At 71.9% G+C, this 24,389-nt stretch carries 23 protein-coding genes; 9 read left to right on the top strand and 14 right to left on the bottom strand.

The window, feature by feature from the left end; translation table 11 throughout:
* Positions 1–261: 261 nt before the first annotated feature.
* Both E1295_RS21455 and E1295_RS21450 read left to right on the top strand, forming a co-directional pair.
* Positions 262–606: a YciI family protein gene (locus E1295_RS21455; RefSeq protein WP_132632118.1), complete on the top strand. Its 345-nt coding sequence runs from the start codon at positions 262–264 to the stop codon at positions 604–606.
* The gene (locus E1295_RS21450; RefSeq protein ID WP_132632117.1) at positions 603–1,874 is read left to right on the top strand and encodes an RNA polymerase sigma factor; all 1,272 of its coding nucleotides are present in this window, start codon (positions 603–605) and stop codon (positions 1,872–1,874) included. The genes E1295_RS21455 and E1295_RS21450 overlap by 4 nt, the downstream gene beginning before the upstream one ends.
* 51 nt (positions 1,875–1,925) lie before the next feature.
* On the opposite strand, the gene E1295_RS21445 is transcribed toward E1295_RS21450, so the two are convergent.
* From E1295_RS21445 to E1295_RS21420, 6 genes are all read right to left on the bottom strand, one after another.
* A complete protein-coding gene (locus E1295_RS21445) occupies positions 1,926–2,807 on the bottom strand; it encodes a carbohydrate ABC transporter permease (RefSeq protein ID WP_132632116.1) in 882 nt (293 codons plus the stop codon).
* Complete coding sequence (locus E1295_RS21440; RefSeq protein ID WP_132632115.1) at positions 2,804–3,787, bottom strand: carbohydrate ABC transporter permease; 984 nt, start codon at positions 3,785–3,787, stop codon at positions 2,804–2,806. Before E1295_RS21440 ends, E1295_RS21445 begins: the two co-directional genes overlap by 4 nt.
* A 92-nt stretch (positions 3,788–3,879) precedes the next feature.
* On the bottom strand, positions 3,880–5,211 hold the full coding sequence (locus E1295_RS21435) for a sulfatase family protein (protein ID WP_220448827.1): 1,332 nt from the start codon (positions 5,209–5,211) through the stop codon (positions 3,880–3,882).
* Positions 5,208–6,389, bottom strand: a complete 1,182-nt coding sequence (locus tag E1295_RS21430) for a sulfatase-like hydrolase/transferase (protein ID WP_132632114.1) — start codon at positions 6,387–6,389, stop codon at positions 5,208–5,210. Before E1295_RS21430 ends, E1295_RS21435 begins: the two co-directional genes overlap by 4 nt.
* Complete coding sequence (locus tag E1295_RS21425; RefSeq protein ID WP_166427345.1) at positions 6,389–7,846, bottom strand: ABC transporter substrate-binding protein; 1,458 nt, start codon at positions 7,844–7,846, stop codon at positions 6,389–6,391. Before E1295_RS21425 ends, E1295_RS21430 begins: the two co-directional genes overlap by 1 nt.
* A gap of 348 nt (positions 7,847–8,194) precedes the next feature.
* Positions 8,195–9,430, bottom strand: a complete 1,236-nt coding sequence (locus tag E1295_RS21420; protein WP_132632112.1) for a sulfatase family protein — start codon at positions 9,428–9,430, stop codon at positions 8,195–8,197.
* 128 nt (positions 9,431–9,558) lie between these two features.
* Between E1295_RS21420 and E1295_RS21415 the strand changes: the two genes are divergently transcribed.
* Positions 9,559–11,292 carry a DUF4185 domain-containing protein gene (locus E1295_RS21415; protein WP_132632111.1) on the top strand — a complete coding sequence of 578 codons (1,734 nt, stop codon included), beginning with the start codon at positions 9,559–9,561 and terminating at the stop codon, positions 11,290–11,292.
* A 20-nt stretch (positions 11,293–11,312) separates the two neighbouring features.
* On the opposite strand, the gene E1295_RS21410 is transcribed toward E1295_RS21415, so the two are convergent.
* On the bottom strand, positions 11,313–12,656 hold the full coding sequence (locus E1295_RS21410) for a sulfatase-like hydrolase/transferase (RefSeq protein ID WP_132632110.1): 1,344 nt from the start codon (positions 12,654–12,656) through the stop codon (positions 11,313–11,315).
* Positions 12,657–12,824: 168 nt separating this feature from the next.
* On the opposite strand from E1295_RS21410, the gene E1295_RS21405 reads away from it, so the two are divergent.
* Both E1295_RS21405 and E1295_RS21400 read left to right on the top strand, forming a co-directional pair.
* A complete protein-coding gene (locus tag E1295_RS21405) occupies positions 12,825–13,934 on the top strand; it encodes a Gfo/Idh/MocA family oxidoreductase (RefSeq protein WP_132632109.1) in 1,110 nt (369 codons plus the stop codon).
* Positions 13,931–14,287, top strand: a complete 357-nt coding sequence (locus tag E1295_RS21400; protein ID WP_132632108.1) for a cupin domain-containing protein — start codon at positions 13,931–13,933, stop codon at positions 14,285–14,287. Before E1295_RS21405 ends, E1295_RS21400 begins: the two co-directional genes overlap by 4 nt.
* A gap of 15 nt (positions 14,288–14,302) precedes the next feature.
* Here E1295_RS21400 and E1295_RS21395 read toward each other — a convergent pair whose 3' ends face one another.
* Genes E1295_RS21395 through E1295_RS21385 form a run of 3 tightly spaced genes read right to left on the bottom strand, consistent with a single transcriptional unit; the run spans position 14,303 to position 17,063 of the window.
* Positions 14,303–15,187, bottom strand: coding sequence for a DNA-3-methyladenine glycosylase family protein (locus tag E1295_RS21395; RefSeq protein ID WP_132632107.1), 885 nt, complete (start codon positions 15,185–15,187; stop codon positions 14,303–14,305).
* Positions 15,184–16,404, bottom strand: coding sequence for a sensor histidine kinase (locus E1295_RS21390; protein WP_132632106.1), 1,221 nt, complete (start codon positions 16,402–16,404; stop codon positions 15,184–15,186). Before E1295_RS21390 ends, E1295_RS21395 begins: the two co-directional genes overlap by 4 nt.
* Positions 16,401–17,063, bottom strand: coding sequence for a response regulator transcription factor (locus E1295_RS21385; protein WP_132632105.1), 663 nt, complete (start codon positions 17,061–17,063; stop codon positions 16,401–16,403). The genes E1295_RS21390 and E1295_RS21385 overlap by 4 nt, the downstream gene beginning before the upstream one ends.
* A gap of 135 nt (positions 17,064–17,198) precedes the next feature.
* On the opposite strand from E1295_RS21385, the gene E1295_RS21380 reads away from it, so the two are divergent.
* The 3 genes from E1295_RS21380 (at position 17,199) to E1295_RS21370 (ending at position 18,935) form a co-directional block, all read left to right on the top strand.
* Positions 17,199–17,693 (top strand): DUF5666 domain-containing protein, encoded by a 495-nt coding sequence (locus E1295_RS21380; RefSeq protein WP_132632104.1) that lies wholly within the window; start codon positions 17,199–17,201, stop codon positions 17,691–17,693.
* 106 nt (positions 17,694–17,799) lie between these two features.
* A complete protein-coding gene (locus tag E1295_RS21375; RefSeq protein ID WP_132632103.1) occupies positions 17,800–18,570 on the top strand; it encodes an aminoglycoside phosphotransferase family protein in 771 nt (256 codons plus the stop codon).
* A 68-nt stretch (positions 18,571–18,638) separates the two neighbouring features.
* A complete protein-coding gene (locus E1295_RS21370; RefSeq protein WP_132632102.1) occupies positions 18,639–18,935 on the top strand; it encodes an antitoxin in 297 nt (98 codons plus the stop codon).
* Between the two features lie 3 nt (positions 18,936–18,938).
* On the opposite strand, the gene E1295_RS21365 is transcribed toward E1295_RS21370, so the two are convergent.
* Positions 18,939–19,742 (bottom strand): MBL fold metallo-hydrolase, encoded by an 804-nt coding sequence (locus tag E1295_RS21365; protein ID WP_132632101.1) that lies wholly within the window; start codon positions 19,740–19,742, stop codon positions 18,939–18,941.
* Between the two features lie 9 nt (positions 19,743–19,751).
* On the bottom strand, positions 19,752–21,074 hold the full coding sequence (locus E1295_RS21360) for an MFS transporter (protein WP_132632100.1): 1,323 nt from the start codon (positions 21,072–21,074) through the stop codon (positions 19,752–19,754).
* A 136-nt stretch (positions 21,075–21,210) separates the two neighbouring features.
* Between E1295_RS21360 and E1295_RS21355 the strand changes: the two genes are divergently transcribed.
* On the top strand, positions 21,211–22,692 hold the full coding sequence (locus E1295_RS21355; RefSeq protein ID WP_132632099.1) for a cobyric acid synthase: 1,482 nt from the start codon (positions 21,211–21,213) through the stop codon (positions 22,690–22,692).
* Positions 22,693–22,783: 91 nt separating this feature from the next.
* Here the strand turns inward: E1295_RS21355 and E1295_RS21350 are convergent, their stop codons facing one another.
* Complete coding sequence (locus tag E1295_RS21350; protein WP_132632098.1) at positions 22,784–23,401, bottom strand: LysE family translocator; 618 nt, start codon at positions 23,399–23,401, stop codon at positions 22,784–22,786.
* A 5-nt stretch (positions 23,402–23,406) separates the two neighbouring features.
* A complete protein-coding gene (locus E1295_RS21345) occupies positions 23,407–24,354 on the bottom strand; it encodes a quinone oxidoreductase family protein (RefSeq protein ID WP_132632097.1) in 948 nt (315 codons plus the stop codon).
* Between the last annotated feature and the right edge of the window lie 35 nt (positions 24,355–24,389).

The following is a 24,389-nucleotide window of genomic DNA, read 5'->3' as shown; positions in this document are numbered from 1 at the left end:
TCGCGCGCAGCTGCCGGAGCCGCGTGCTCGTCCGTCAATCGCCGTACCTCGCCTTCCGTCGCGTGCACCGGATCCTAGGCGTCACGCCGCGCCGTGGTGGCGATGAGTTTCAGGCGCGTGCGGTGTCCGCATACTCACCAGGTCGCCGTACGTGCGGGTGACCAGGCGAGCCGCAGCCATAAATCTTCGCGGACCGGTGTCCGGATCGGCGCCGGCCGTTCGTCACCTTGGTGAAAGAACGCGACCCGAAGGAGCACAACGATGAAGTACATGATGTTCGTCTGCAGCGACACGGCGCCGGACACCGACACGTCGGACTGGCCCGACATCGAGGCGTGGGTGGCGGAGAACGACGCCCGCGGCCGCCGCCTCGACGGCGACGCGCTGGCCCCCACGTCCGCGGCCACGACGGTACGCGTGCGCAACGGCGAGCTGCTCGTCTCGGACGGGCCGTTCACGGAGACCAAGGAGGTGATCGTGGGGTACGACGTCCTCGACTGCGCCGACCTGGACGAGGCGATCGAGGTCGCGAGGGCCCACCCCATGGCGAGGTCGGGCCGGCTCGAACTGCGCCCGTTCGCCGGACCGGACGGCACGCCCGCGTGACACACACGGATCCTCCCGGTGGCGGCGCGGCGGGGGCCGTCGCCGCCGCGGGCAAGGACGCCTTCGCGCGGATCGTGGCCGCGCTGATCCGGGTCACGGGGGACTGGACCCTGGCCGAGGACTGCGCGCAGGAGGCGCTGGCGCTGGCTCTCGAACGCTGGCCCGCGGACGGCGTGCCGGCCAACCCGGGCGGATGGCTCATGACCGTGGCCCGCAACCGCGCCATCGACGCCCTGCGGCGGGCGTCGACCGAGCGCCGCAAGCTCGATGAACTGGCGGTGCTCGCGCTCACCGATCCCGGCACCGAGAAGGAGCAGATCGTGGACGACCGCCTGCGACTGGTCTTCACGTGCTGCCATCCGGCGCTCCCGCTGGAGGGCCGCGTGGCGTTGACGTTGCGCACGGTCTGCGGGGTCCCGACCGCCGACATCGCGCGGGCCTTCCTGGTCGGCGAGTCCGCCATGACACGCCGTCTGACCAGGGCCAAAACGAAGATCGCCAAGGCCGGCATCCCCTACCGGGTGCCCGCCGGCCCGGCTCTCACCGAACGGCTGCCCGGCGTGCTCGCCGTGCTGTACCTGCTGTTCACGCGGGGCTACGACGCCGAGGGCCGCCCGGCCTTCGCGGACGAGGCGATCCGGCTGGCCCGGCTGCTAGAACGGCTCATGCCGGACGAGCGGGAGATCACCGGGCTGCTGGCCCTGTTCCTGTTCCAGCACTCCAGGCGCGACGCCCGACGGGACGGCGACGGCGACCTGCTCACGCTCGACCGGCAGGACCGCTCACGCTGGGACCACGCGGCGATCGCCGAGGGCACGTCCGCCCTGGCCAGGGCTCTGGGCGACAGCGCGGAGGCACGCGCGGGCGGCGGTGCCGCGACGCGCCCGGAGGGGCCGTACGTGCTGCAGGCCAGGATCGCGGCCTGCCACGCCACCGCGCAGTCGGCCGACGCCACGGATTGGGCGGCGATCGCGGCCTGTTATGACGCGCTCGTCCGGATCCAGCCCACCCCGGTGATCGCGCTGAACCGGGCCGTGGCGCACGGTTACGCGTACGGTCCGGCGAGCGGGCTGGAACTGCTGGCCGAGGTCCGCGACGGCGGCGCGCTCGACGGCTACCCGCCCGCGCTCGCTGCGGAGGCCGACCTCATCGCCCGCGCCGGCGCAAGGGACCGGGCGGCGGCCCTGTTCCGGCGGGCCGCCGCGCTCTCCGGCGGCGAGGCCGAGCGCCGCGCCCTGCTGGACCGGGCCGACCGGCTCCTCGCATAGCCGGGCCGGCCGGCTCCTCGCATCACGGGGAGCGCGCGGGGACGATGCGCGTCACGACTTCACGGCGCCCGCCATCCCCTCGACGAAGTAGCGCTGCAGCAGCACGAAGAGGATCACGACGGGCAGCAGCGAGATGACGGCCGCGGCGGCCATGCCGCTCCAGTCGACGGAGTTCTCGCCCACGAAGGCCAGCATGCCGACGCTCAGCGTACGCAGGTCGGGCCGGCTGAAGGTGAAGACGAGCGGCAGGAAGAAGGCGTTCCAGGTGGCCAGGAACGTCAGCAGGGTCACCGTCGCGGTGACGGGCATCGCGAGGGGCAGCATCACGCGGAAGAAGACGGACAGGAAACCCGCGCCGTCGATCACGGCCGCCTCTTCGAGCTCCTTCGGGACGCCGCGGAAGTAGCCCATGTAGAGCAGGATCGAGGCCACGTGGGCGGCGCCGCTCAGCGCGATGACCATGCCGGACAGCGAGTTGAGCAGTCCGAGACGCTGGGAGATCTCGACGACCGGGATGATGGTGTAGCCGGTGGGGACGAACAGGGTCGCGATCAGCACGACCATGACGGTCTTCCTGCCGGTGAACCTGTACCTGGCGATCACATAGCCCGCCATCGCGCAGCGCACGACGACGAGCACGACCGTGCAGACGGTGACGATGACGGTGTTGAGCAGATAGCGGCCGAAGCCCGCATCGGTCCAGGCGCGGGCGTAGTTCTCCCAGACGGGCGTCTTCGGCAGCAGGCTGAGGCCCGAGCCGAAGACCTCCAGCTGATCCTTGAGCGAGGCCGACACCATCCAGACGAACGGGTACACCCACAGCAGCGCCCCGATACCGACGATCACCGCCATGACCCACCACACCAGGCGGTTGCGGACACGGGCCACCGACCAGCCGCGGCCGGGATCCTTGCGGACCGTCGTCGTGCTCATACGAGGCCTCCTGCCTTGCGGGCGGCGCGGATTCCGGCGAGTTGCAACAGCCCGAGCAGGCACACGAACATGCCGAAGATGACGGCCGCGGCGGACGCGAAGCCGAGCTGGGGCGTGGTGGCGGCGAACGACCAGCGGTAGATGTAGATCTCCACCACCTCGGTGCTGTAGAACGGGCCGCCGTTGGTCATGGTGAGCACGAGGTCGAAGACCTTGAGCGTGCTCTCCAGCGTCAGCAGCGAGATGATCACGGTGAACGGCTTGAGCAGCGGCATCGTGATGTGCCGCAGCATCGACCAGGGGCCGGCGCCGTCGAGCGCGGCGGCCTGATAGACGTCGTCCGGGATCGTCTGCAGCGCGGCCAGCCAGTAGATCAGCGTCACGCCGAACCACTTCCAGACGTAGACGCCGACCACGGTCCACAGCGAGCTGGAGGAGTCGCCGAGGAAGTTGACTCCCTCGTCCACCAGGCCGAGCGTGAGCAGCAGCTGGTTGACCGGGCCGTCGGTGGGGTCGAACACGAACTGCATGACGACGCCGACGATGGCCGTCGTGGTGACCACCGGCAGGAAGAACGCCGTACGGAACAGGTTGCGCAGCGGCATCTTCGGCGAGTTCAGCAGCAGGGCGACCAGCAGCGAGAAGACCACCTTCACCGGGACGGCGACGACCGTGAACAACGCCGTGACGGTGAAGGAGTTCCAGAACTGGGGGTCGGCCAGCACGTCCTGGTAGTTCCGCAGCCCGACCCAGGTCTTCTCCGCCTCGAAGCCGTTCCACTCCACGAAGGAGAACCAGTAGCTCGCGACGATGGGGTAGACGGTGTAGAGGCCGTACAGCACCACGGTCGGGGTGAGGAAGAACCAGATCCAGACCTGGGTGCTGGTGAAGCGGCGTCGCCGCGCGGGCGGCCGTCGCCGGACCGGCGCGGGACGTTCCCCCGGCTCCCGTCCGGCCTTCAGCCTGGGCAAACTGACCATGTCGTCCTTCTGCGGGTCGTCCTTCTGCGGGTCGAGCTTCTGCGGGTCGTCGCTTCTGCGGGTCGTCGTGTGGGAGGGCCGCCGGCGGTGCGCTACGAACGGTCACTGCGGTCGGCCTGGAGCTCCTCGTCGAACTCCCTGATCCGGGCGGTGAGCGCGGCGACCAGGGCGGGGTGGCGCGCGCTCAGGTCGTACGCCTCCTCCGGGTCGCGGTCGAGGTCGAACAGCTGGGGTAACTCCTCGGTCGCGGAGAAGCCCCTGCCGGTGTAGAAGGGGCCGGGAAAGCGTCCGACGTGCAGCTTCCACCGGCCGCGGCGCACGGCGTTGCAGTCCTCGCGGCTGTAGAAGAAGATGTCGCCCCGATCCACCGGCCGCCCCCGCAGCAGCGCCGCGGACAGGTCGGTCCCGTCGATGACGCGGTCGTCGCGCAGCCGCGCGCCGGTGATCGCGGCCAGCGTCGGCAGCACGTCCACCATGCAGGCCGGTTCCGCGTAGGTGAGGCCGGCCGGCACCGTGCCCGGCCAGGAGAGCACGAACGGCACCCGCACCCCGCCCTCGTACGTCTCGGCCTTACGTCCCGAGAACGGGCCGGTGCCGCCGACGTACCAGGGGCCGTTGTCGCTGGTGAAGATCACCATGGTGTCCTGCCGGATGCCGAGCCTGTCCAGCTCGCCGAGCAGCACGCCGAGGTGGTGGTCCACGGCCTCGACCGCGTCGCCGTAGTCGCCTCCGGCGGAGCGCCCGGCGAACTCCGGCTCCACCGACAGCGGGGCGTGCGGCATGGTGTGCGCCAGATACAGGAAGAAGGGCCGGTCGGCGTGGTCACGGACGAAGGAGACGGCCTGCTCGGTGTAACGGCGCGTCAGGGACGGCTGGTCGGCGGGGTCCTCGACGACGCGGTCACCGTCGTACAGCGCGGGCCTGGGATTCCAGTCGTTGCTGCCGAGCAGGCCGTAGAACCGGTCGAATCCGTGGTTGCCGGGACGGAAGCGGGGCGGCGCGCCGAGATGCCACTTGCCCACGCACGCGGTGGCGTACCCTGCCTCGCGCAGGTAGGCGGCGATCGTGACCTCGCTCGGCGCGAGCCCGTTCGTGTCGCGCGGGTCGAGGACGTACGGCAGGTTCACCCGGGGCGCGTAGCAGCCGGTGAGCAGCGCGGCCCGTGACGGTGTGCACAGCGGCGAGGCGGAGTACATCGTGGTGAACCGCATGCCGCCCGCGGCCAGGCGGTCCACCACAGGCGTGCGGATCAGCGGAGCGCCGTAACACGACAGGTCGCCGTAGCCGAGGTCGTCGCAGTAGACGATGATCACGTTGGGGGTGCGGCGCGCGGCGGCGGCGGGCGCCGCCCGGGCCATCGTGGCCAGACCGGCGAGTACGCCCGCGCCCTGGAGCATCTGCCTGCGGGTGGTCGCCACGGTCATGACGCCTCCACCGTCCGGGCGAACTCCTCCAGGCCGGCCCGCATCCGCTCGGCGACGTCCGCGTGCCGGGAGCTCACGTCGCAGGTCTCGCCGGGGTCGGCGGCCACGTCGAAGAGCTGCGGCATGTACGCGGTCCGGTCGGTCGAGAAACGGACGTGCAGCTTCCACCGGCCCTGCCTGGCGGCGTTGAGATGCGGGCCGAAGAACAGGTAGACGGGCGGACGGCCGGCGGCGTGCCCGGCGAGCCGGGGCGACAGGTCATACCCGTCGAGGTCGCGCATGGGGGCCGAGCACAGCGCGGCCAGCGTCGCGGGCACGTCCACCAGCGACATCGGCTCGTGGTCCGCTCCCGGACGCACCCTGCCCGGCCCGCGGACCAGGAACGGCACGCGCACGCCGCCGTCGTACACCTCCGGCTTGCGCCCGCGGCGCCGCTGGTTCGCGCCCTCGTAACGCGGCCCGTTGTCGCTGGTGAAGATGACGAGGGTGGAGCCGCGCAGCCCGTGCCCGTCCAGCTCGCGCAGCAGCGCACCGACGTGGTGGTCCAGGCACTCCACCACGTCGCCGTACGCCCCCGCCGCCGACCTGCCCGCGAAGGCGGGGTCGGGCCGGTAGGGGACGTGGGGGTCGAGATAGGACAGGTAGAGGAAGAACGGCTGCTCACGTCGTTCGGCGACGAACTCCCGCGCCTTCGTGGTGAAGTGCGCGATCCCGCCGGAGACGTCGAAGTCGTCCCTCACCACCTCGTGCCCTTCGACCAGCGGCAGGGGCGAGACGTCCGTGCCGTACATCGTGCCGTGGAAACGGCCGAAGCCGTGCCGCAGCGGATGGTCCTGGGGACGGTCGCCGAGCCGCCACTGGCCGACGCAGGCGGTGGCGTACCCGGCGTCCCGCAGCGCCGACGCGATGGTGACCGTGCCGGGGCCGAGGCCCGCGTCCGCGCCGCGGCCGAGCGAGTGGGGCAGGCCGAGGCGGGCGCCGTACCTGCCGGTGAGCAGGCCGGCGCGGGACGGCGTGTCGGTGGCCGCGGCGGCGTACGCGGCGGTGAAGCGGCGGCCCTGGCGCGCGAGGGTGTCCAGGTGCGGGGTGCGGACGGCCGGCGACCCGGACACGCCCAGGTCGCCGGGCCCGAGGTCGTCGGCCACGATGAGCACGACGTTGGGGGGTGCGGGCGGCATCAGCCGTACATCTCCCGGGTGTAGTCCTTCTCCGGTTTCCAGTTGGAGAAGACCCAGTCGTCCACGCTGAGCTCGGCGCCCTTGGCCTTCGCCGCGGCGATGGCCCGGTCGCGCTCGGCGCTCATCTTGTCGCTGAGCTCCTTGAGCGCCTTGCGGTAGTCGGGGATGTCGCCGGTGAACGCGCCCTGCACGATGTCGCCGAGCCCGGGGGTGACCTCCTTGGTCTCCGCCTGGTACGCGGTCATGCCCTTGGGGTTGCGCACCACCGGGGCCGGGCAGAGGTAGGCCTGCTCGGCGAACCAGCCGACCAGCTTCTTGTACGCCGGGTGCGCGTTCGACTTCGCGACCGCCTCCATGTCGCTCGGCGGCTGGAGCATCGCGTCGGCCAGGTCGACGGCGTAGGAGTCGGTGACGAAGTAGTCGCCGAGCAGGCGGCCGGCCTCCTTGGGGTGCTTGCAGGTGGGCGAGAGCCAGTAGGTGCCCTCGCGCGGCCCCGAATAGGTGGCCACCTTCTTGCCGGGCTCGGGCACGAGCACGGGGCCGACGCCGAGCTTGTCCTTCCACTGCGGGATGGTCTCCAGCGTCGAGCCCGCGGTGAACGGCCCGCTGATGAAGTACGTCGCCGCGCCGGCCGCCCAGCGCCCGCGTGCCACGTCGTCGCTCCACGACCGCGAACCGGGGGCGATCAGGCCGTCCTTCTGCAGCGACAACATGAACTCGATGGCGTTGACGAAGGCGTCGTCGTGATAGGCGTACTCGCCGGTCTTGAACAGGCAGCCGTCGGCGCCCTCGAACCCGCCCGCCTGGGCCATCTTGTCGATGGCGAAGCCGAGCCGGATCGGCATGCCGATGCACCAGGCCAGGCCGTGGGAGTCACCGCCGGACGCCTTCTGGGTCGCGGCGCACGCCGCGCGGAACTCGTCGTAGGTGGTGGGCGGGGCGTTGGGGTCGAGGCCGGCCTTGGCGACCAGCTCGGTGTCGAACCAGGTGACGGCCATGTAGGAGCGGTAGTGGTAGATCGGCCAGGAGTAGACCTTGCCCTCGAAGGTGTGGATGCCCTCGTAGAGCTGGCCGTCCAGCCGCTTCAGCGCCGCCTCGCCGAGCTCGACCGGCGCCACCCAGCCGTCCTTGATGAGCTGCTCGACCTGCGCGCCGATGCCCACGTTGACGTGGATGTCGGGAAGCTGCTTGCTCTGCTTGGCCAGCTGCAGCGCTTGGGGGAACTTGGCGGCGCTGACGTGCGTGTACTCGACGGGGACGCCGCCGGGCGACTCGGCGAACTTCCGGAACAGCGCCTCCTTGGCCTCCTTGCCGCTCTCCTGGGCGTCCCACCACGTCAGCCTGCCCGCCGACCCTCCGGAGCCGGCGCCGCTCGTCCCGCCGCACGCGGCCGCGGCGGCCATCAGCCCCATCAGGCCGGTCGTCTGCATGAACCGCCGGCGGCTCAGGGTGTGCATCACTTCCACCTTTCGCGGCGATCCCGCTCCGGGCATGACGCACCCCCAAGAGCCGGGCGGGATCGCGGATGTCTCGTTGGTGAACACGGCGGGACCTTCGACGTGCGCAGGCGGTCGTGCGAGGCTGCCGAGTAATCGATTTCCAAGCAACGTAACGGCGACGCACAGCAGTGTCAAGAGTCACGTGAGCGACGCTGAAACAGGCACTGTCGAGGGGAAATGCCGGCGCAGGCGGGCATGCCGGCCCGCGCCGCCGCCTGCGGCCGGGCCCTGCGCGGGGCGGTCGGAGAGGCGCTCACAGCCACGTCGAGGTGCGGTCGGCGGGGTGCCTCCGCCACACCGGCGGGGTCAGGCGCAGCGGCCGGCGGCGCGTCCTTCGGCCTCGACCCGCTGGGCGGCGATCTCGGCGGCGAAGGAGGTCGCCAGCTCGGTGAGCCGGGCCATGACCTCGGGCTCCAGGTTGGCCACGTTGTAGGCCTCCCCGGGGTCCGCCTCCAGGTCGAACAGCTGGGGCAGCTCCCTGCGGTCGGGCTGCGGGTTGCGGTCGACGTGCAGCTTCCATCTGCCCTGGCGTAGGGCGTTCAGGGTCCAGTGGTGGAAGAAGTACAGGGCCTCGCGCTCCGGCATCGGCCCGCCGGTGAGCGCCGGTCCGATGTCGATCCCGTCGAGGGGCCGGTCGGCCGGCAGGTCGGCGCCGGTCAGCCCCGCCAGCGTCGGGAGGAGGTCGATGAAGCAGGCGGGCTCGTCGCACACCGACCCCGCGGGAATCCTGGCCGGCCACCGGGCGACGAACGGCATCCTGATCCCGCCCTCCCAGGTGTCGATCTTGCGCCCGCGCAGCCCGCCCGTGCTGCCCTCGAACCAGGGCCCGTTGTCGCTGGTCACGATGACCAGCGTGTCCTCGGCGAGCCCGAGCTCCTCCAGCCGGTCGAGGATCCGGCCGAGGTGGAAGTCGATGCACTCGATCGTGTCGCCGTACGTGCCGCCCCTGGACGTGCCGCGGAAGCCCTCCTCCACGTGCAGCGGGATGTGCGGCATCGTGTGCGCCAGGTAGACGAAGAACGGGTCGTCGCCGCCGCGCTCGATGAACTCGATCGCCCGGTCGGTGTACTGCTTGGTGAGCTGGGCCTGCTCCACCTCCTTCTGCACGGGTTTCTCGCCGTCGTACAGGTGCACGGGGTCCATGTCGTTGCTGTACAGCAGGCCGAAGAACTCGTCGAACCCGTGCCGCGTGGGGTTGTGCTCGGGGCGGCAGCCGAGGTGCCACTTGCCGTACCCGGCGGTGCGGTATCCGCGCGTCTTGAGCACCTCGGGAACCGTGCGCTCGTAGCCGGACAGGCCCTCGCCCTCGTGGGGGAAGATCACCCGGGGGAGGCCGACGCGCTGGGCGTACCTGCCGGTCATCAGCGCGGCCCGGGACGGCGTGCACACGGGGGCGGCCGAGTACATGTGGCGGAAGGTGATGCCGTTCTCCGCCACGCTGTCCATCCGAGGCGTCCGCACCACGGTGCCGCCCATCGCGCCCATGTCGCCGTACCCCATGTCGTCCATGAAGACGAGCACCACGTTCGGCCGGTCTTTCACTGTGGATCTCCCTTGACGATCGCTTCCGATTCCGCCTAGTTTCCTAGAAATCGATTACTCGCACCATAGCGTGACGAGGAAATCTGGTGAACCCCGCCGAGAGCCCCATTGCCTTCCCAGGAGTGCGCATGAGCCACGCCCCCGCGCGGACCCCCCGATTCGCCCCCGTACGACGTGCCGTCCTGCCCCTGTCAGCACTCGTCCTGCCGCTCGCCGTGACGTCCTCCGCGCACGCCGGCTCCAATGACGGCGGGCCGGCGGGGGTGCACGCGACAGTGCACGCGGCCCCGTCGTCGTCCCCGTCGTCCCCGTCGTCCCCGTCGTCCCTGCAGAAGTCCCCGCCGAAGTCCCCGCCCGACAGCACGTGGTTCTCGACGATCCGCGTCGGCGAGCGCAGCGCGGTCACCTCGCCGAGCGGCGGCGATCTGTGGCCCTCCTGCTGGTCGGACGACGGCGACCTGTACGCCGCCCACGGCGACGGCCGCGGCTTCGGCCCTCTGCCGGGCACCGACATCGGCGTCAACCGCATCACCGGCACCCCCGAGCAGGACGACCTGGCCGGCACGCTCGTCGCCAAGGGCGACCAGGTCGGCCAGATCTGGAGCGGCGCCGGCTACAACCGCAAGCCCACCGGCATGGCCTGCGTCGGCGGTGACCTCTACCTGGCCGTGCAGGACCTGAAGAAGCACACGTTCGACAGCGCGCCCGCCGCGACCATCGCCAGGTCCACCGACCACGGCCGCACCTGGACCTGGCACACCGGCGAGGCGATGTTCGCCGATTCCGTGTTCACCACGATCATGTTCCTGGATTACGGCAAGGGCTACGCCGACGCCGTGGACGGCTACGTCTACGCGTACGGGCTGGACACCAACTGGCGTCAGCAGACCGACGTCTACCTCGGCCGCGTGCCCAGGGGCCGGATCCAGGACCGCTCGGCCTGGGAGTTCTACACCGGCACTCGGGGCGGGCGGGCCACCTGGTCGGCCGAGATCGGCGACAGGGCGCCGGTCATCCACGACGAGGAGCGCGTCTACCCGCGGGTGCACGAGGACGGCGTGCACGACAAGGTGCTGATCGCGCAGGGCGGCGTGGTCTACAACAAGCCGCTTCGCCGCTACCTGTACACCACCTGGAACGCCTTCCAGTGGACGATCTACGACGCGCCCAGCCCGTGGGGTCCGTGGAGCAAGATCCGCGCGAAGGACTTCGGCGTCGGGTGGACCCAGGACAAGCACGGCGGCTACGCGCCCACGATCCCGTCGAAGTTCATCAGCGCCGACGGCAGGAGGATGTGGGTGCAGTCGAACGTCTGCGGCCCCTGCGGCGCGAAGCCGAAGACCGTCTACAACTTCAACCTGCGCGAACTGCGGGTCACACCGCACGTCCCGTCGGCGCCGGACAACCGTAAGGACGCCGCCCGCAACCTGGCCACGGACCCGGGCACGACGCCGTACGAGCGGGTGACCCGCGCCGGACGCACGTCGATCTACAACGACGGCGACCTGACGGCGTCCGAGGACGACTGGAACAACGAGGTGAAGAACTCCAGTTGGTGGGGGTACACGTGGCCGCGCGTGCGGCACGTCAACGAGGTCCGCTACACGACCGGCGCGATGCCGTCCGACGGCGGCTGGTACGCCCGTGACCTGCGCGTACAGGTGCGCAGGAACGGCCGGTGGACCGACGTGCAACGCTCGCGGACCACCCCCGCCTACCCCTACGACCGGACGGCGGGACCGGGCAGGACCTACACGTTCCGCTTCGCCCCCGCGGTGGCGGACGGCGTACGGGTGATCGGGGTGCCGGGCGGCTCGCACACCTTCACCTCCGTCGCCGAGGTCGAGGTCTACTACCGCTGACCGTGGGCGCAATCGATTTCTCAAGGAGCGAAGCCCAGGGCGTCGCGGCGGGCACGGAAGGCGGTCATGGCCGCGGCGTAGGCGGGGTCGGCGGCGTGGTCGGTGCTCTCCCCGGGGTCCTCGGCCAGGTCGAACAGGACCTCGGGGCCCTCGTCGCCGTACCACTGGTACTTCAGGGCGCCCTGCTTGACCATCAGCCGGTTGCCGCCGAACTGGGAGACGGCCTCGTCGGGCCAGCCCTCCTCGTCGCCGGACATCAGCCCGGCCAGCGACCTGCTGTCCAGCCCGCCGGGAGCCGGCACGCCGGCCAGGTCGCAGAGCGTGGCGAACAGGTCGCAGGTGCTCACGTTGCGCTCCACCGTGCGCGGGGCGAAGCGGGCGGGCCAGCGGATGATGAGCGGCACGCGGACGCTGGCCTCGTAGAAGCGCTGTTTCTCGTAGACGCCGTGCTCGCCCAGCATCTCCCCGTGGTCGCTGGTGTAGACGATGATCCAGTCGTCGAGGTCCTGGCCGGCCAGGCGCAGCGCGTCCAGCACCCGGCCGTACATCCGGTCGGCCAGCTCGATCATGCCGTAGTAGGCCGCGGTGGCGCGCCGGTGCTCGCGCTCGCTGACCTCGATCCCCGGGCGCACGACGAAGCGGTCGCCGCCCAGCACCGGATGGCCGGACAACCGCTGGCCGGCGAAGGGGCGGACCCGGTTGAGGTAGTGGTCGAACAGCTCGCGGTCGGGCACCTGGAACGGATAGTGCGGCTGCCACAGGCTGACCTTGAGCAGCAGCGGCACCTCGGGGATCGGCCGGTCGTAGAAGGAGTCCACGAAGTGCTGGTGCGCGTACTGGACGGCGCCGTCCACCGCGTACTCGTCCGCCGCCAGGTAGGGCGGGCGGCCGACGCCCGCGCGCCGCACCTCCTTGGCCATGGACCACTTGTGGTGGATCGGCTCCGGCAGCCCGGCGTACGACGCCTCGTCGCGGCCGGGGATGTGGCGGTGGGCGATGCCGGAGTCCATGCCGATGCGGTGGGTCCAGCCCTGCATCTGGTCGGTGCCGGTGTGGTGCAGCTTGCCCGCGGCGACCGTGCGGTAGCCGTACTGGGCCAGGCGGCGGGCGTAGGTCATGTGGCCGGGCGCGAGGTCCTCGCCGAACCGCTCACAGCCCGTGGTCCTGGGGAACTGTCCCGCCATGATCGACTGCCGTCCCGGCACGCAGATGGGGGAGGGCGTGTACGCGTGGGTGAACACCACGCCCTCCGCCGCGAGCGCGTCGAGCACCGGCGTGCGCGCCACCGGGTCGCCGGCGAAGCCCGCGGCGTCGGGCCGGTGCTCGTCGCTCATGAGGAACAGGATGTTGGGCCTTCTCGCCACGGTGATCCCTCCGTGAGCCGGCCCTCTGGCGGGCGCGGACCGTTCTGCTAAGGTGCGAGTAATCGATTTCTAGCAATATCCGGCGCCCCTGGGGCTGTCAAGGCGCGCGGGAAGGAGGTCGGCGTACGCACCCCCGGCCGAGCGTCCGTGAGGGAGAGGAAGGGCCGCGTGTCAGAGCGCGTCACCTATCAGTTCGAGTACGACGAACGTGTCCGCTGCGCCTTCATCGGCGCGGGAGAGCACTCCTACCGCAACGTCTATCCGGCCTTCCGGTACGCCCCCGTCGAGCTCGCCGCCGTGTGCGACGTGCGGGGGGAGCGCGCGGAGGCGTACGCGCGGATGTTCGGCGGGCCGTCAGGGGAGGCGGCCCCCTACACCGACCACCGGGAGATGCTGGCCAAGGAGAAGCCCGCGGCGGTCTTCATCGTCACCTCCTACGATCAGCGGACCGGGCGGGTGCAGGCCACCGACCTGGCCCTCGACTGCCTGCGCGCGGGCGCCCACGTGTGGATGGAGAAGCCGGTCGCCGCCTCGGTCGCCGAGGTGCTGCGGCTGCGGCGGGTGTCGGCGGAGACGGGCCGGTTCGTCATGGCCGGCCTGAAGAAGATCTTCACGCCCGCGGTGGAGAAGGTCGCCTCGATCATGGCCTCGGAGGCGTTCGGGCCGGTCACGTCGATCTCCGTACGCTATCCGCAGGCGCTGCCGCCGATGGAGCGCCGGCACGATCTGAAGGCCATGCGCTGGTTCCTCGACCACGTCTACCATCCGGCGGCGGTGCTGACGCACCTGATGGGGCCGGTCGAGCGGCTGTCCTACGAGTGGGAGCCGGGCGGCGGGAGCAGCGTGAGCACGCTGCGGTTCGCCTCGGGGGCGATCGGCTCGCTGCACCTGGTCGCGGGCGTGGCCGCGACCTCGCCGCTGGAACGGGTGGAGGTGGTCGGCCGCGGCGCCAACGTGATCGTGGACAACGGCGTGCGGCTCACCTACTACCGGCCGGGAGCCCGCAGGGACTACGGCAGGGACGGGTCGTTCGTGGTGGACGACGCGGTGGCGCCGCTGGTGTGGGAGCCGGAGTTCTCCCTCGGCCAGCTGTCCAACAAGAACCTGTTCTCCCTGGGGTACGCGCCGGAGGTGCGGCACTTCTGCGACAGCGTCCTGTCGGGCAGGCCGCCGGTCAAGGGCACGCTGGACGACGCACTGGAGATCATGCGCCTGTTCGAGGCGTACCGGGAGACGCCTCCGGGCACCACGGTGACGATCACGAGGGAGAGCGAATGAGCGCGTACGTGGCACGGCGGGAGGACCGCGAGGTCGAGCACACCGCCTGGGGCCGGCTGGAGTGGATGGTCTCGGGCCGGCTGGGCAACTCGGCCACGATGACGGTCGGACGTTGTCACATAGCGCCGGGTCAGGCCAACCCCCGCCACCACCATCCCAACTGCGACGAGGTCCTGCACGTGCTCCAGGGAACGATCGAGCACGCCGCCGGCGACCAGCGGGTCGCGATGGGTCCCGGTGACACGATCAGCATCCCCGCCGGCGTGGTGCACAACGCCACGAACGTGGGCGACGACGAGGCGGTCTTCGTCATCAGCTTCTCCTCCGCCGACCGGAGGACCGTCGGTGAATAGTCAGGTGGAAATCGATTACTCGTCGCGGGGCGCGCCGTACGTGGACGCCCGGAACAGGAAGGAGGCCCAGGAGCGGTACGGCCGCCACGCCTGCGCCAGCGCGCGGTAGGCGGCGGGCGGCGCGTCCTCGGGCAGGCCGTACGCCTCGCGCAGGATGGCGAACAGGCGCGGCTCGTCACCGGGGAACGCGTCCGGGGCACCGGCTCCCCGGATCAGGATGAGGCCGGCGGAGAACGGCCCGACCCCCGGCAGGGAACGCAGCTCCGCCAGGGCGTCCTCGGGGGAGAGCGAACGGAGGTGCTCGGTGGTGAGCACGCCGTCGAGCGCCGCGCGGGCCAGGCCGCGCAGCCACTCCTCCTTCTGCCCCGGCAGCCCCAGGCCGCCCGCGTCCACCAGGGACACGGGCGGGGGGAAGGCCGCGTACGTCCGCCCGTCCACGGTGACCCGCGCGCCGTGGCGTTCGGCGATGCGCTGCTTGATGCTGGACGCGACGACCATCGAGGACCGCTGCACGATCACCGCCCAGCAGGCCGCCTCCCACGGGCTCCAGAAACACACCGGCCGCAGGCCGGGGCTGTCCCGCTGCAGGTCGCCGAGCACCGGGTCGGCCTCCCCGAGCTCGGCGAAGCCGGCGCCGTCGACGTCGAGGGAGAGGATGCGCGCCACCTCGCCCCGGATCTGCGGCCCCGCGGGGCGGGTGGTGGTGACGGCGACCCCGCCGGGCGAGGCCGTCACGGTCACGCCGATCGGCAGCCAGTCGGCCTCCGCGTTGTACGCGAAGCGCAGCGAACGGCCGTCGGAGGGCAGCGTGCTGGTCGCCGGCCACTCCTCGACGAAGCGCAGCGCGGCCCCGAAGTCGAACGGGCCCTCGGCGGTGAGCGTGAAGTCGTACGTGGTCATGCGCGAATGGTAGGGGCGGCACGCGCGTCCCCCGCACCCGGCACGGGTCCGTGGACGCCCCGGGGAAGGACGATCGACACGTCCAGGCCGCCTTCGTCGCGGGCCCTGGCGGCGTACCGGCCGCGGTGGGCGTGGGCGATCGCGGCGACGATGGACAGGCCGAGCCCGTACCCCTGGCCCGCGCCGCCGGCCCGGTCGGGCGTGTGCCTGCGGAACGGCTCGAAGAGCCCGGCCACCGCCTCCGGGGCGACCCGCGCGCCGCTGTTGGCCACGCGCAACCGCACCGAGCCGGGCCCGGTCTCCGTGCGCACGTCGATCCAGCCGCCTTCGGCGTTGTGCCGCACGGCGTTCTCGACGAGGTTGGCGGCCAGCCGTTCGAGCAGGACGGGGTCGCCGGCCAGGGGAGCGGGGGCGAGCGCCTGCGTGAGCCGCAGGCCCCTGAGCTCGACGTCGGCCGCCACCGCGGCGAGAGCGTCCCGTACGGCCGCCGCGAGGTCGACGGGCTCGTAGCGCTCGACCCCGCGCTCGCTGCGGGCCAGGGCGAGCAGGCTGGCGATGAGATGCTCGTGCCGCCGGGTCGCGGCGTGGATGCGCCGGGCCATGGTCAGCAGCGACTCCAGCGACGGGCGCGCGAGCGCGACGTCGACGGCGGCGCGCTGCACGGTCAGCGGGGTCCGCAGCTCGTGCGAGGCGTTGGCGACGAAGCGGCGCTGCGCCTCGAACGCGGCGGCGAGCCTGCCGAGCATGGCGTCGATCGTGTCGGCCAGCTCCTTCAGCTCGTCGCGCGGGCCGCGCAGGTTGATGCGCTCGCCCAGGTTGTGGGTGGACAACCGCCGCGCGGCCGCGGTGATCTCGCGCAGCGGGCCCAGCACCCGTCCCGCCATGACCCACCCGAGCGCCGTCGCGACGACCGACACGAGCGCGAGAGCCAGCACCGACTGCGTGAGCAGTTCGCTGAGCGCCTCCGCCCGCTGCTGGGCCAGCGCCTCGACGATCCTCTCCCTGATGGCCCCCGCGTCCCCGGCGTACGGCGGCACGACGGGCGTCTCCGGCCGGGGGACACGGCCGCGGGCCTGGAGCTGCCGCGCGAACAACCCGTACGTGATCGTGAGGAGCAGCACGCCGACCGCCACGAACAGCCCGCCGTACAGCGCGGTCAGGCGCAGCCGGATGGTGGCCGCGGGACGCGGCAGCGCGAACGGCCCCACCGCCGTCATGGCCGGCCGATCCGGTAACCCGCGCCGGGCACGGTGTCGATGACGCCCGGCTCGCCGAGCTTGCGGCGCAGGCGCATCATCGTGACCCTGACCGTGTTGGTGAACGGGTCGGCGTGGGCGTCCCACACGCGTTCCAGCAGCTCCTCGCTGGTGACGACGGCTCCGCGCGCCCCCATCAGCACCTCCAGCACGCCGAACTCCTTGAGCGTCAGGTCGAGGGGCCGCAGGGCGCGGGTGGCCACGCGGCGCGCGGTGTCGACGGTGAGGTCGCCGTGCGCCAGCACGGGCGGCAGCGCCGGGTTCGACCGCCGCGCCAGCGCCCGGATCCGCGCCACCAGCTCGGCGAAGGCGAACGGTTTGGCCAGGTAGTCGTCGGCGCCCAGGCCGAGCCCCTCCACGCGGTCGCCGAGCGTGCCCGCCGCGGTGAGCATGAGCACCCGCGGGTGGGAGCCGCCCGCCACCAGCTCCGCGCACACCTCGTCGCCGTGCACGTCGGGCAGGTCGCGATCCAGCACCACGACGTCGTACCGGTTGACCGCGAGCTGCTCCAGCGCGCTCGTCCCGCCGAGCGCCGCGTCCACCGCCATGCCCTCGGCCCGGAGCCCTTCGAGCAGGATCTCCACCAGATCCGCCTGGTCCTCCACGACCAGCACCCGCATCGCCACCTCCGCCGCCCGTCGCCTCTGGCCCCACCTTGGCGGCGAGCCGATAACACGGGCGTAACGTCCGCGCTGTTACGCCCGTGTTAGCGCCGCCTCCGGAGACTGCCTGGCGACCGGCAAAGGAGGAATCACATGAAACACCTGGTGGCCGTCGCGGCGGCGGCCGTACTCGTGGCAGGGTTCGGCAGCGCGGCGTACGCCGCGGCGCCGAGCGTCACCTCGTCCCCCGCCTTCTCCGAGGGCCCGCCGAGATGGGGCGAGGTGCTGTACGGCGAGACCGTGACGCGCGACGACGACGGCCGGACGACGGTGCGCAACCACCAGCGGGGCCGGATCACCAAGGTCTCCGGCACGTCGATGACGGTCCGGAGCGCCGACGGCACGAGCTGGACCTGGGTGCTCAACGGCGACACCGAGGTGCGCACGGAGGGGAAGGACGACGCGTCCGACCTCAAGGCGGGCGACGACGTCATGGTCGCCGGCACCCGCGAGGGCGGTACGCGGACCGCGTCCTTCGTGACGAACCCGCTGCAGGACCTCGGTGAGCTGCGCGATCGCCTCAAGGACCTGCGGCAGGGAGGATGGCACCACCCGCGCGGCCTGGGCCGTCCCGCGTTCCGCTCGTGACGGCGCCCCCGCGGCGGGCCACCCGCCGCGGGGGATCTCTCGCGGCGGGCGAGGTCATCGTGGAGACTGGCGACAGGCGATCGGTACGGAAGGGAGCCCGCGTCCCATGGCCGAGGAGATCGTCCTGCAGGACACGCCGCATCGCCGGGTGGTGCGCGTGGGCGACACCGTGCGCAGGCCGGTCCAGCCGTGGACGCCGGCGGTCCACGCGCTCCTGCGGCATCTCGAGGGCGTCGGGTTTCCCTACGCGCCGCGGGTGCTCGGGATCGACGAGCAAGGACGCGAGGTCCTCACCTACCTGGAGGGCGAGGCAGGGCCCCTGAGCTGGGCCAAGGTGGCCGGCGACGACGGGCCCGCGACCTGCGCCCGGCTGCTGCGGGCCTACCACGACGCGGTCGCCGGCTTCGACCCGCCGCCCGAGCCGGCCTGGCACACGGGGCAGCGCGGGCTGGACGGCGCCGAGCTGGTCTCTCACGGCGACTTCGGGCCGTGGAACATCGTCTGGCGGGGTGACGTGCCCGTGGGGATCCTCGACTGGGACTACGCCCGGCCGGCGGATCGCCTGCACGACGTCGCCTACGCACTGGAATACCTGGCGCCCTTCCGCGACGACGCCGAGTGCCTGCGCTGGCTGCGTTACCCCGAGCCGCCCGACCGCCGGCGGCGGCTGGAGTCGTTCGCCGCCGCCTACGGCCTCACCGGCGCCGCCGGGCTGGCCGACAGGGTGATCGAGGTCCAGCGGGAGGTGGCGGCCCGCGTACGCACGATGGCGGAGGCCGGGCACCAGCCGCAGGCGCGGTGGGTCGAGGAGGGATACCTCGACGAGATGGGCCGCAGGATCGCCTGGAGCGTGGCCAACCGGCCGCTGTTCGGCTGACCTGGGCAAACATCATGGGTTTGGGTCGGGGTAGGGGCGACCGTAGCCGGAAGAAACGGGGAACGCTCATGAGCCGCATCGGAGAATGGCTGAAGAAGGCGGAGAACCTGGCAAGGGGGCACTCCAAGCAGGCCGACCAGGTGCTCGACCGCGCCGAGGAATACGCCAAGGAGCGCACCGGGCACAAGTACGACGATCACATCAGCAAGGGGGCCGACGCGGTGCAGCAGCGCTACGGCGGCGGAGGCGCCGCGGGCTCGGAAGAGGAACGGCGCGCCCAGCAGGAGCAGCAGGGGCAGCAACCCGGACAGCAGCAGGGGCAGGCGGGACCGGAGGAGCAGCAGCCCAGGCCGCCGCAGGGCTGACGCCTAACGTTCCTCGACGAAGCGGAGATAACGGTCGGCGGAGCGGCGCACCGCCGCCGCTCCGTCCGTCCGGACGACGCGGTTCCACCAGCCGCCGTAGACCCGGTCGAACGCGTACGGCTCCAGCAGCGACAGGGCGCGGCGCACGACGTGGGGGCGTTCGGGGATGAGGTTGGGATAGCTGTACATGAAGCTCACCCAGCGCCGGTCCTGCACGACCTGGACGATGTCGCCGGAGAACAGGGCGCCGTCGCCGGCCGACCAGTGCAGCACCTGGCCGCCCGCGAAGTGCACGCCCGCGTTGATCAGCGTCAGGTCGTCGGTGAGCCGGTGGGTGTCGCCCTCCCAGAAGACCACCGCGTCGTCCGGACGGGCCACCCACCGGCGGTCGGCGGCGTGGACGTAGATCGGGACGTCGCCGAAGGCCCGCGACCATTCGACCATGGAGCCGTAGAAGTGGGGGTGGCTGACGGCGATGGCCGACAGCCCGCCCAGTTCCCTCACCTCGGCGACCAGCTGGTCGTCGAGGTAGGAGACCATGTCCCACATGACGTTGCCCGCGGGGGTGCGGACGAGGAGGGCTCGCTGGCCGATGGCCGTGGGCGGGGCGGTGCCGATGCCGACCACGCCGGGGCCCTCCTCCTCCACCCGCCCGCGATGGCCCTCCTCGGCCAGCCCGGCGAGGGTCGTCCACTGCTGGCCGTTCCAGCCGACGTACTGGCGTTCGTCCTCGCAGATCGGGCAGTCGGGGCGCGGCTCGCCGTACTGGACGCCACAGGTGCGGCAGATGGGCAGGCTTGACGGCATCTGTCCAGCCTAGGGCCGGCGGGCGGCGTCCTCCAGGACCTTGCGCGCGTCGCGTTCGAACGACGCCCGCGCTCCGAGCGTGAGCAGGCCGCCCACCACCATCGGGATCACCAGCAGGTACATGCCGGACACCAGCGAGCCGAGCCGGTCGGAGGCGATGCCGACGATGAGGGAGCCGAAGGCGCCGCCCGCCGTGATGAGCAGTTGCAGCACCGCGAAGCCGAGGCCGCGCGAGGCGGCCGGCACCACGTCGGCCACGCACGCCATCATGTTGGGGATCGCGATCGACATCAGGGAGCAGGCCAGCAGCACGAGCGCCGTCAGCGCGCCGATCGAGTCCATCGACAGCGCGAGCGCCAGCACCAGCGAGCCGGCGGTGATGCCGCCGCCGCCCGCGAGCAGCCGGCCGCCCTTGCGGCTGCCGTGCCACTTGCGGCCCAGCCACGAGCCGACCAGGGTGCCCGTCAGCGTGCCCGCGACGGTGATCAGGCCGCTCAGCGAGCCGGCGGTGCCCACGCCCACGTCGAAGCCGCGCACCATGAGCGTGGGCAGCCAGTAGAAGATGCCGGCCAGGCCGAGGGTGAGGAAGGACAGCCCGATGCAGACGAAGACCAGCGTGGGGATGGACAGCACCTGCCTGCACTGCCGCCAGAACGGCGGTTTCGGCTCCGCCGGGGGCGCCGCGGGGGCGGCCTCTCCCTGGGCGACCAGCCGGTCCAGCTCGCCGCGGCGCGGCTCGCGCAGGAACCAGACGAGCAGCGCCGTGAGCACGCCGGGGATGACCATGACGAGGAACGCCGTACGCCACGAGAACATCTCGGCCAGCACGCCGCCGAGCAGGGTGCCGACGCCGCCGAGGTAGGTGGTGACGCGGGTCAGCCCGTACGCCTTGGCGCGGCTGACCGGCGGGTAGTAGTCGGCGAGCAGGCTGCCCGCGGCCGGGTTGTCGATGTTCTCGGCGGCGGCCAGCAGCACGCGCATCAGGTAGAAGATGACGAAGCCGGTGGCCAGGCCGGATCCGAGGGTGGCGATCGCCCAGACGAAGACGACCACCGCGATGATCCGCGTACGGCTGAACCGGTCGGCCAGGTAGCCGGCGGGCAGCGACACGATCGCGGCGGCCAGGGCGGCGGCCGTCGGGATGGAGCCGGCGGCGGTGTCGCTGAAGCCCCATTCGCGCTGGATGAGGGGGAGCACGCCCGACAGGAGGTTGTGCTCGATGCGGTCGACGAGTCCGACGATGAACAGAACGATCAGCGGCGCCCAGCCGAATGGCGCGCGGGCCTGCGCGTCGATGGCGCCGGCGCGTGGCGAGCCCAACGTACCGACCATGCCCACCCTTTCAGTAGGTAACTCTAGAATCGCGTTCTAGGGCAACGTTCTAGCCAGAGTGGCAGAAGTCACAGCGTTCGTAAATGGGGGATTTCGCGGAAATTTCGGGAGCTGTCGGCTCCGGTACGGTGCTCGCATGGTCAAGGGAGCGTTGCTGGTCGCGGGCACCACGTCCGACGCGGGCAAGAGCGTGGTGACCGCCGGCATCTGCCGCTGGCTCGCCCGCCGGGGCGTGCGCGTGGCGCCCTTCAAGGCGCAGAACATGTCGCTCAACTCGTACGTCACCGCCGGGGGCGCCGAGATCGGCCGGGCGCAGGCCATGCAGGCGCAGGCCGCCGGCGTCGAACCTGCCGCGGACATGAACCCCGTCCTGCTCAAGCCGGGCAGCGACCGCCGCAGCCAGGTCGTGCTCATGGGCCACCCGGTCGCCGACGTCGACGCGATGGAGTACGGCGCGCTCAAGGACCTGCTCCGCACCACCGCCCTGGGGGCGCTGGACAGGCTCAGGAAGCAGTACGACGTGGTGGTGTGCGAGGGCGCGGGCAGCCCGGCCGAGATCAACCTGCGCCGTGGTGACATCGCCAACATGGGCCTGGCCAGGGCCGCGGGCCTGCCCGTGCTCGTGGTCGGCGACATCGACCGGGGAGGGGTGTTCGCCGCGTTCTACGGCACGGTGGGGCTCCTGGACGCCGCCGACCAGGCCCATGTCGCCGGATTCGTGGTCAACAAGTTCCGCGGCGCGGCCGAACTGCTGGAACCCGGGCTCGACCTGATCGCACGCCTGACGGGCCGCCCGGTCTACGGCGTGCTGCCCTGGCTCGACGGGCTCTGGCTCGACGTGGAGGACTCACTGGCCCTCGACGGCCGCAGGGTGAGCGCCGGCCCGCCGCACGGCCGGCAGACCCTGCGGGTGGCGGTCGTGCGGCTGCCCAGGATCTCCAACTTCACCGACCTCGACGCCCTGGCCGCCGAGCCCGGAGTGGTGGTGCGTTTCGTGACCGACCCGGTCGAACTCGATGACGCCGACCTGGTGGTGCTGCCCGGATCCCGCGCCACGGTCGACGACCTGGCCTGGCTGCGCGCGACCGGCCTGGCCGCCGCGATCGGCGACAGGCAGGGGCCCGTCCTGGGTATCTGCGGCGGGTTCCAGATGCTCGGGCGGGAGATCGTCGACACCGTGGAGTCCGGCGCGGGCCGGGTCGAAGGGCTGGGGCTGCTGCCGGTGCGGGTCGAGTTCGCGCCGGAGAAACGGCTCGGCCGGCCGGAGGGCGTCGCGTACGGGCAGCCCGTGCGCGCGTACGAGATCCATCACGGCCGGGCGACCGTGGAGGGCGGCGAGCCGTTCCTCGACGGGTGCCGGGCCGGTCACGTCTGGGGCACCGCCTGGCACGGAGCCCTGGAGAACGACGGCTTCCGCCGCGCCTTCCTGGCCGACGTGGCCGGACGCGCCGGGCGGGCGTTCGTACCGGCTCCTGGCACCGACTTCGCCCGGCTGAGGGAGGAACGGCTCGACGCGCTCGGCGACCTGGTCGAACGGCACCTCGACACGGACGCCCTGCTCCACCTCATCGAACACGGCCCGCCGGACGTGCCCGTCCTGCCTCCGGGCGCCCCCTGACCCGCCGGGCAGCCTGCGCTCCCGCGTCCGCCACGCGGGCGCAGGCGTCGCGGTCGCGTACGTCGAGGTGGAAGGACTCGGCATGAGGCGATCAGTCGGTGAACGCCAGGCGTACGCCGAAGCCGACGATGACCACGCCCGTCAGCCGGTCGAGGAAGCGCCGCACCCGAGGGGAGCGCAGGAACCCGCTCATCAGCGACGCGAACCAGATCAGCGCCACGCTCCACAGCAGTCCCTCGACGACGTGCACCCCGGCCAGCAGCAACCCCATGAGCGCGTGCGGCGCCTCGTACGGGATGAACTGCGGCAGCATGGCCACGTAGAAGGCGCCGACCTTGGGGTTGAGCAGGTTCGTCAGCAGCCCGCGGACGAACGCCCGCCCGAACCCGGCCTCCTGCTGCTCCGGCAGCTCGTGGGCGTCCGCCCTGGCCAGGATCATGCGAAGGCCCATCCACACCAGATAGGCCGCACCCGCCCAGCGCAGCACCTGGTAGGCCGTCTCCGAGGCGGCCAGCAACGCCGACAACCCCGCCGCCGTGAGCACGCCCCAGACGAGCGTGCCGAGCTGGATGCCCAGCGTCACGCCCCAGGCCGGCCCCCGTCCCGCCAGCAACGACGTCCGGAGGATGAGGGCCGTGTCGAGGCCCGGGGTGAGCGTGAGCAGGGCGACCACGGCGGCGAACGACAACACCGAGCCCGTGACGTCCATGCCGGTCAAGGGAGGAGAAGGAGCTTGCCGGTCGTACGGCGGGCCGCGAGGTCCTCGTGGGCCTGCCGCGCATCGGCCAGCGGGTAGCGGCGCGAGATGGTGATCGCGAGCTGTCCCGCCGTGATCCAGCCGAACAGGTCGGACGCGCGCCGCAGCAGTTCATCGCGTCGCGCGATGTGGTGGACGAGCGTGGGCCTGGTGAGGAAGAGCGAACCCTTCTGGTTGAGCAGCTGGGGGTCGAACGGCGGGACGGGGCCGCTGGCCGCGCCGTACAGGGCCATGAGGCCGCGCGGACGCAGCACCTCCAGACCGCCGTCGAAGGTGGCCTTGCCGACTCCGTCGTACACCACGTCGATCGTGCCGCGCAGAGCGTCGGTGAAGTCGTCGTAGCCCAGCACCTCGTCGGCGCCCGCCTGCCGGGCCAGCTTCTCCTTCTCGGCGGTGGAGACCGTGGTGTGCACCTTGGCGCCCTTGAGCTTGGCGAGCCGGATCAGCAACTGCCCCATGCCGCCCGCGCCGGCGTGGACCAGCACCTGGTCGCCCTCGCGCACCTCGTGGGTGGAGTGCGTCAGGTAGTGGGCCGTCATCCCCTGGAGCATCGCCGCGGTCGCCACGTCGGCCGGCACGCCGTCGGGCACCGGCACCGCACGGGCCGCCGGCACCACCACCTTGCCGCTGTAACTTCCCATGACGTCGGCCCAGGCCACGGTGTCGCCCACGGCCAGGTCACCCACCCCAGGTCCCACGGCCGACACCGTGCCGGCGCCCTCCATGCCGATGGACGTGGGAAGGTCGAGCGGATATGCGCCGGAACGGTGGTAGATGTCGATGAAGTTGACCCCGGCGGCGGCGACATCGACCACGACCTCGCCCTCACCCGGCACCGGGTCAGGACGTTCGACGTATTCGAGCACCTCTGGGCCGCCCTGGGCGGAAACGACGATACTGTGCATTCCCCTAGTCAACCTCTTCGCCGCCACCCCGATCC

The organism is Nonomuraea mesophila (genome assembly GCF_004352805.1).
GTDB lineage: Bacteria > Actinomycetota > Actinomycetes > Streptosporangiales > Streptosporangiaceae > Nonomuraea > Nonomuraea longispora.
This window is presented reverse-complemented; position numbering and strand designations above follow the sequence as displayed.

Bases quoted from the DNA above. Each gene is read 5' to 3' on its own strand.
- E1295_RS21375 (WP_132632103.1), top strand. From the start codon at position 17,800: ATGGCCGAGGAGATCGTCCTGCAGGACACGCCGCATCGCCGGGTGGTG.
- E1295_RS21365 (WP_132632101.1), bottom strand. From the start codon at position 19,742: ATGCCGTCAAGCCTGCCCATCTGCCGCACCTGTGGCGTCCAGTACGGC.
- E1295_RS21435 (WP_220448827.1), bottom strand. From the start codon at position 5,211: ATGACCGTGGCGACCACCCGCAGGCAGATGCTCCAGGGCGCGGGCGTA.
- E1295_RS21425 (WP_166427345.1), bottom strand. From the start codon at position 7,846: ATGCACACCCTGAGCCGCCGGCGGTTCATGCAGACGACCGGCCTGATG.
- E1295_RS21390 (WP_132632106.1), bottom strand. From the start codon at position 16,404: ATGACGGCGGTGGGGCCGTTCGCGCTGCCGCGTCCCGCGGCCACCATC.
- E1295_RS21370 (WP_132632102.1), top strand. From the start codon at position 18,639: ATGAGCCGCATCGGAGAATGGCTGAAGAAGGCGGAGAACCTGGCAAGG.
- E1295_RS21380 (WP_132632104.1), top strand. From the start codon at position 17,199: ATGAAACACCTGGTGGCCGTCGCGGCGGCGGCCGTACTCGTGGCAGGG.
- E1295_RS21455 (WP_132632118.1), top strand. From the start codon at position 262: ATGAAGTACATGATGTTCGTCTGCAGCGACACGGCGCCGGACACCGAC.
- E1295_RS21415 (WP_132632111.1), top strand. From the start codon at position 9,559: ATGAGCCACGCCCCCGCGCGGACCCCCCGATTCGCCCCCGTACGACGT.
- E1295_RS21395 (WP_132632107.1), bottom strand. From the start codon at position 15,187: ATGACCACGTACGACTTCACGCTCACCGCCGAGGGCCCGTTCGACTTC.
- E1295_RS21345 (WP_132632097.1), bottom strand. From the start codon at position 24,354: ATGCACAGTATCGTCGTTTCCGCCCAGGGCGGCCCAGAGGTGCTCGAA.
- E1295_RS21350 (WP_132632098.1), bottom strand. From the start codon at position 23,401: ATGGACGTCACGGGCTCGGTGTTGTCGTTCGCCGCCGTGGTCGCCCTG.
- E1295_RS21440 (WP_132632115.1), bottom strand. From the start codon at position 3,787: ATGGTCAGTTTGCCCAGGCTGAAGGCCGGACGGGAGCCGGGGGAACGT.
- E1295_RS21445 (WP_132632116.1), bottom strand. From the start codon at position 2,807: ATGAGCACGACGACGGTCCGCAAGGATCCCGGCCGCGGCTGGTCGGTG.
- E1295_RS21400 (WP_132632108.1), top strand. From the start codon at position 13,931: ATGAGCGCGTACGTGGCACGGCGGGAGGACCGCGAGGTCGAGCACACC.
- E1295_RS21385 (WP_132632105.1), bottom strand. From the start codon at position 17,063: ATGCGGGTGCTGGTCGTGGAGGACCAGGCGGATCTGGTGGAGATCCTG.
- E1295_RS21430 (WP_132632114.1), bottom strand. From the start codon at position 6,389: ATGCCGCCCGCACCCCCCAACGTCGTGCTCATCGTGGCCGACGACCTC.
- E1295_RS21360 (WP_132632100.1), bottom strand. From the start codon at position 21,074: ATGGTCGGTACGTTGGGCTCGCCACGCGCCGGCGCCATCGACGCGCAG.
- E1295_RS21355 (WP_132632099.1), top strand. From the start codon at position 21,211: ATGGTCAAGGGAGCGTTGCTGGTCGCGGGCACCACGTCCGACGCGGGC.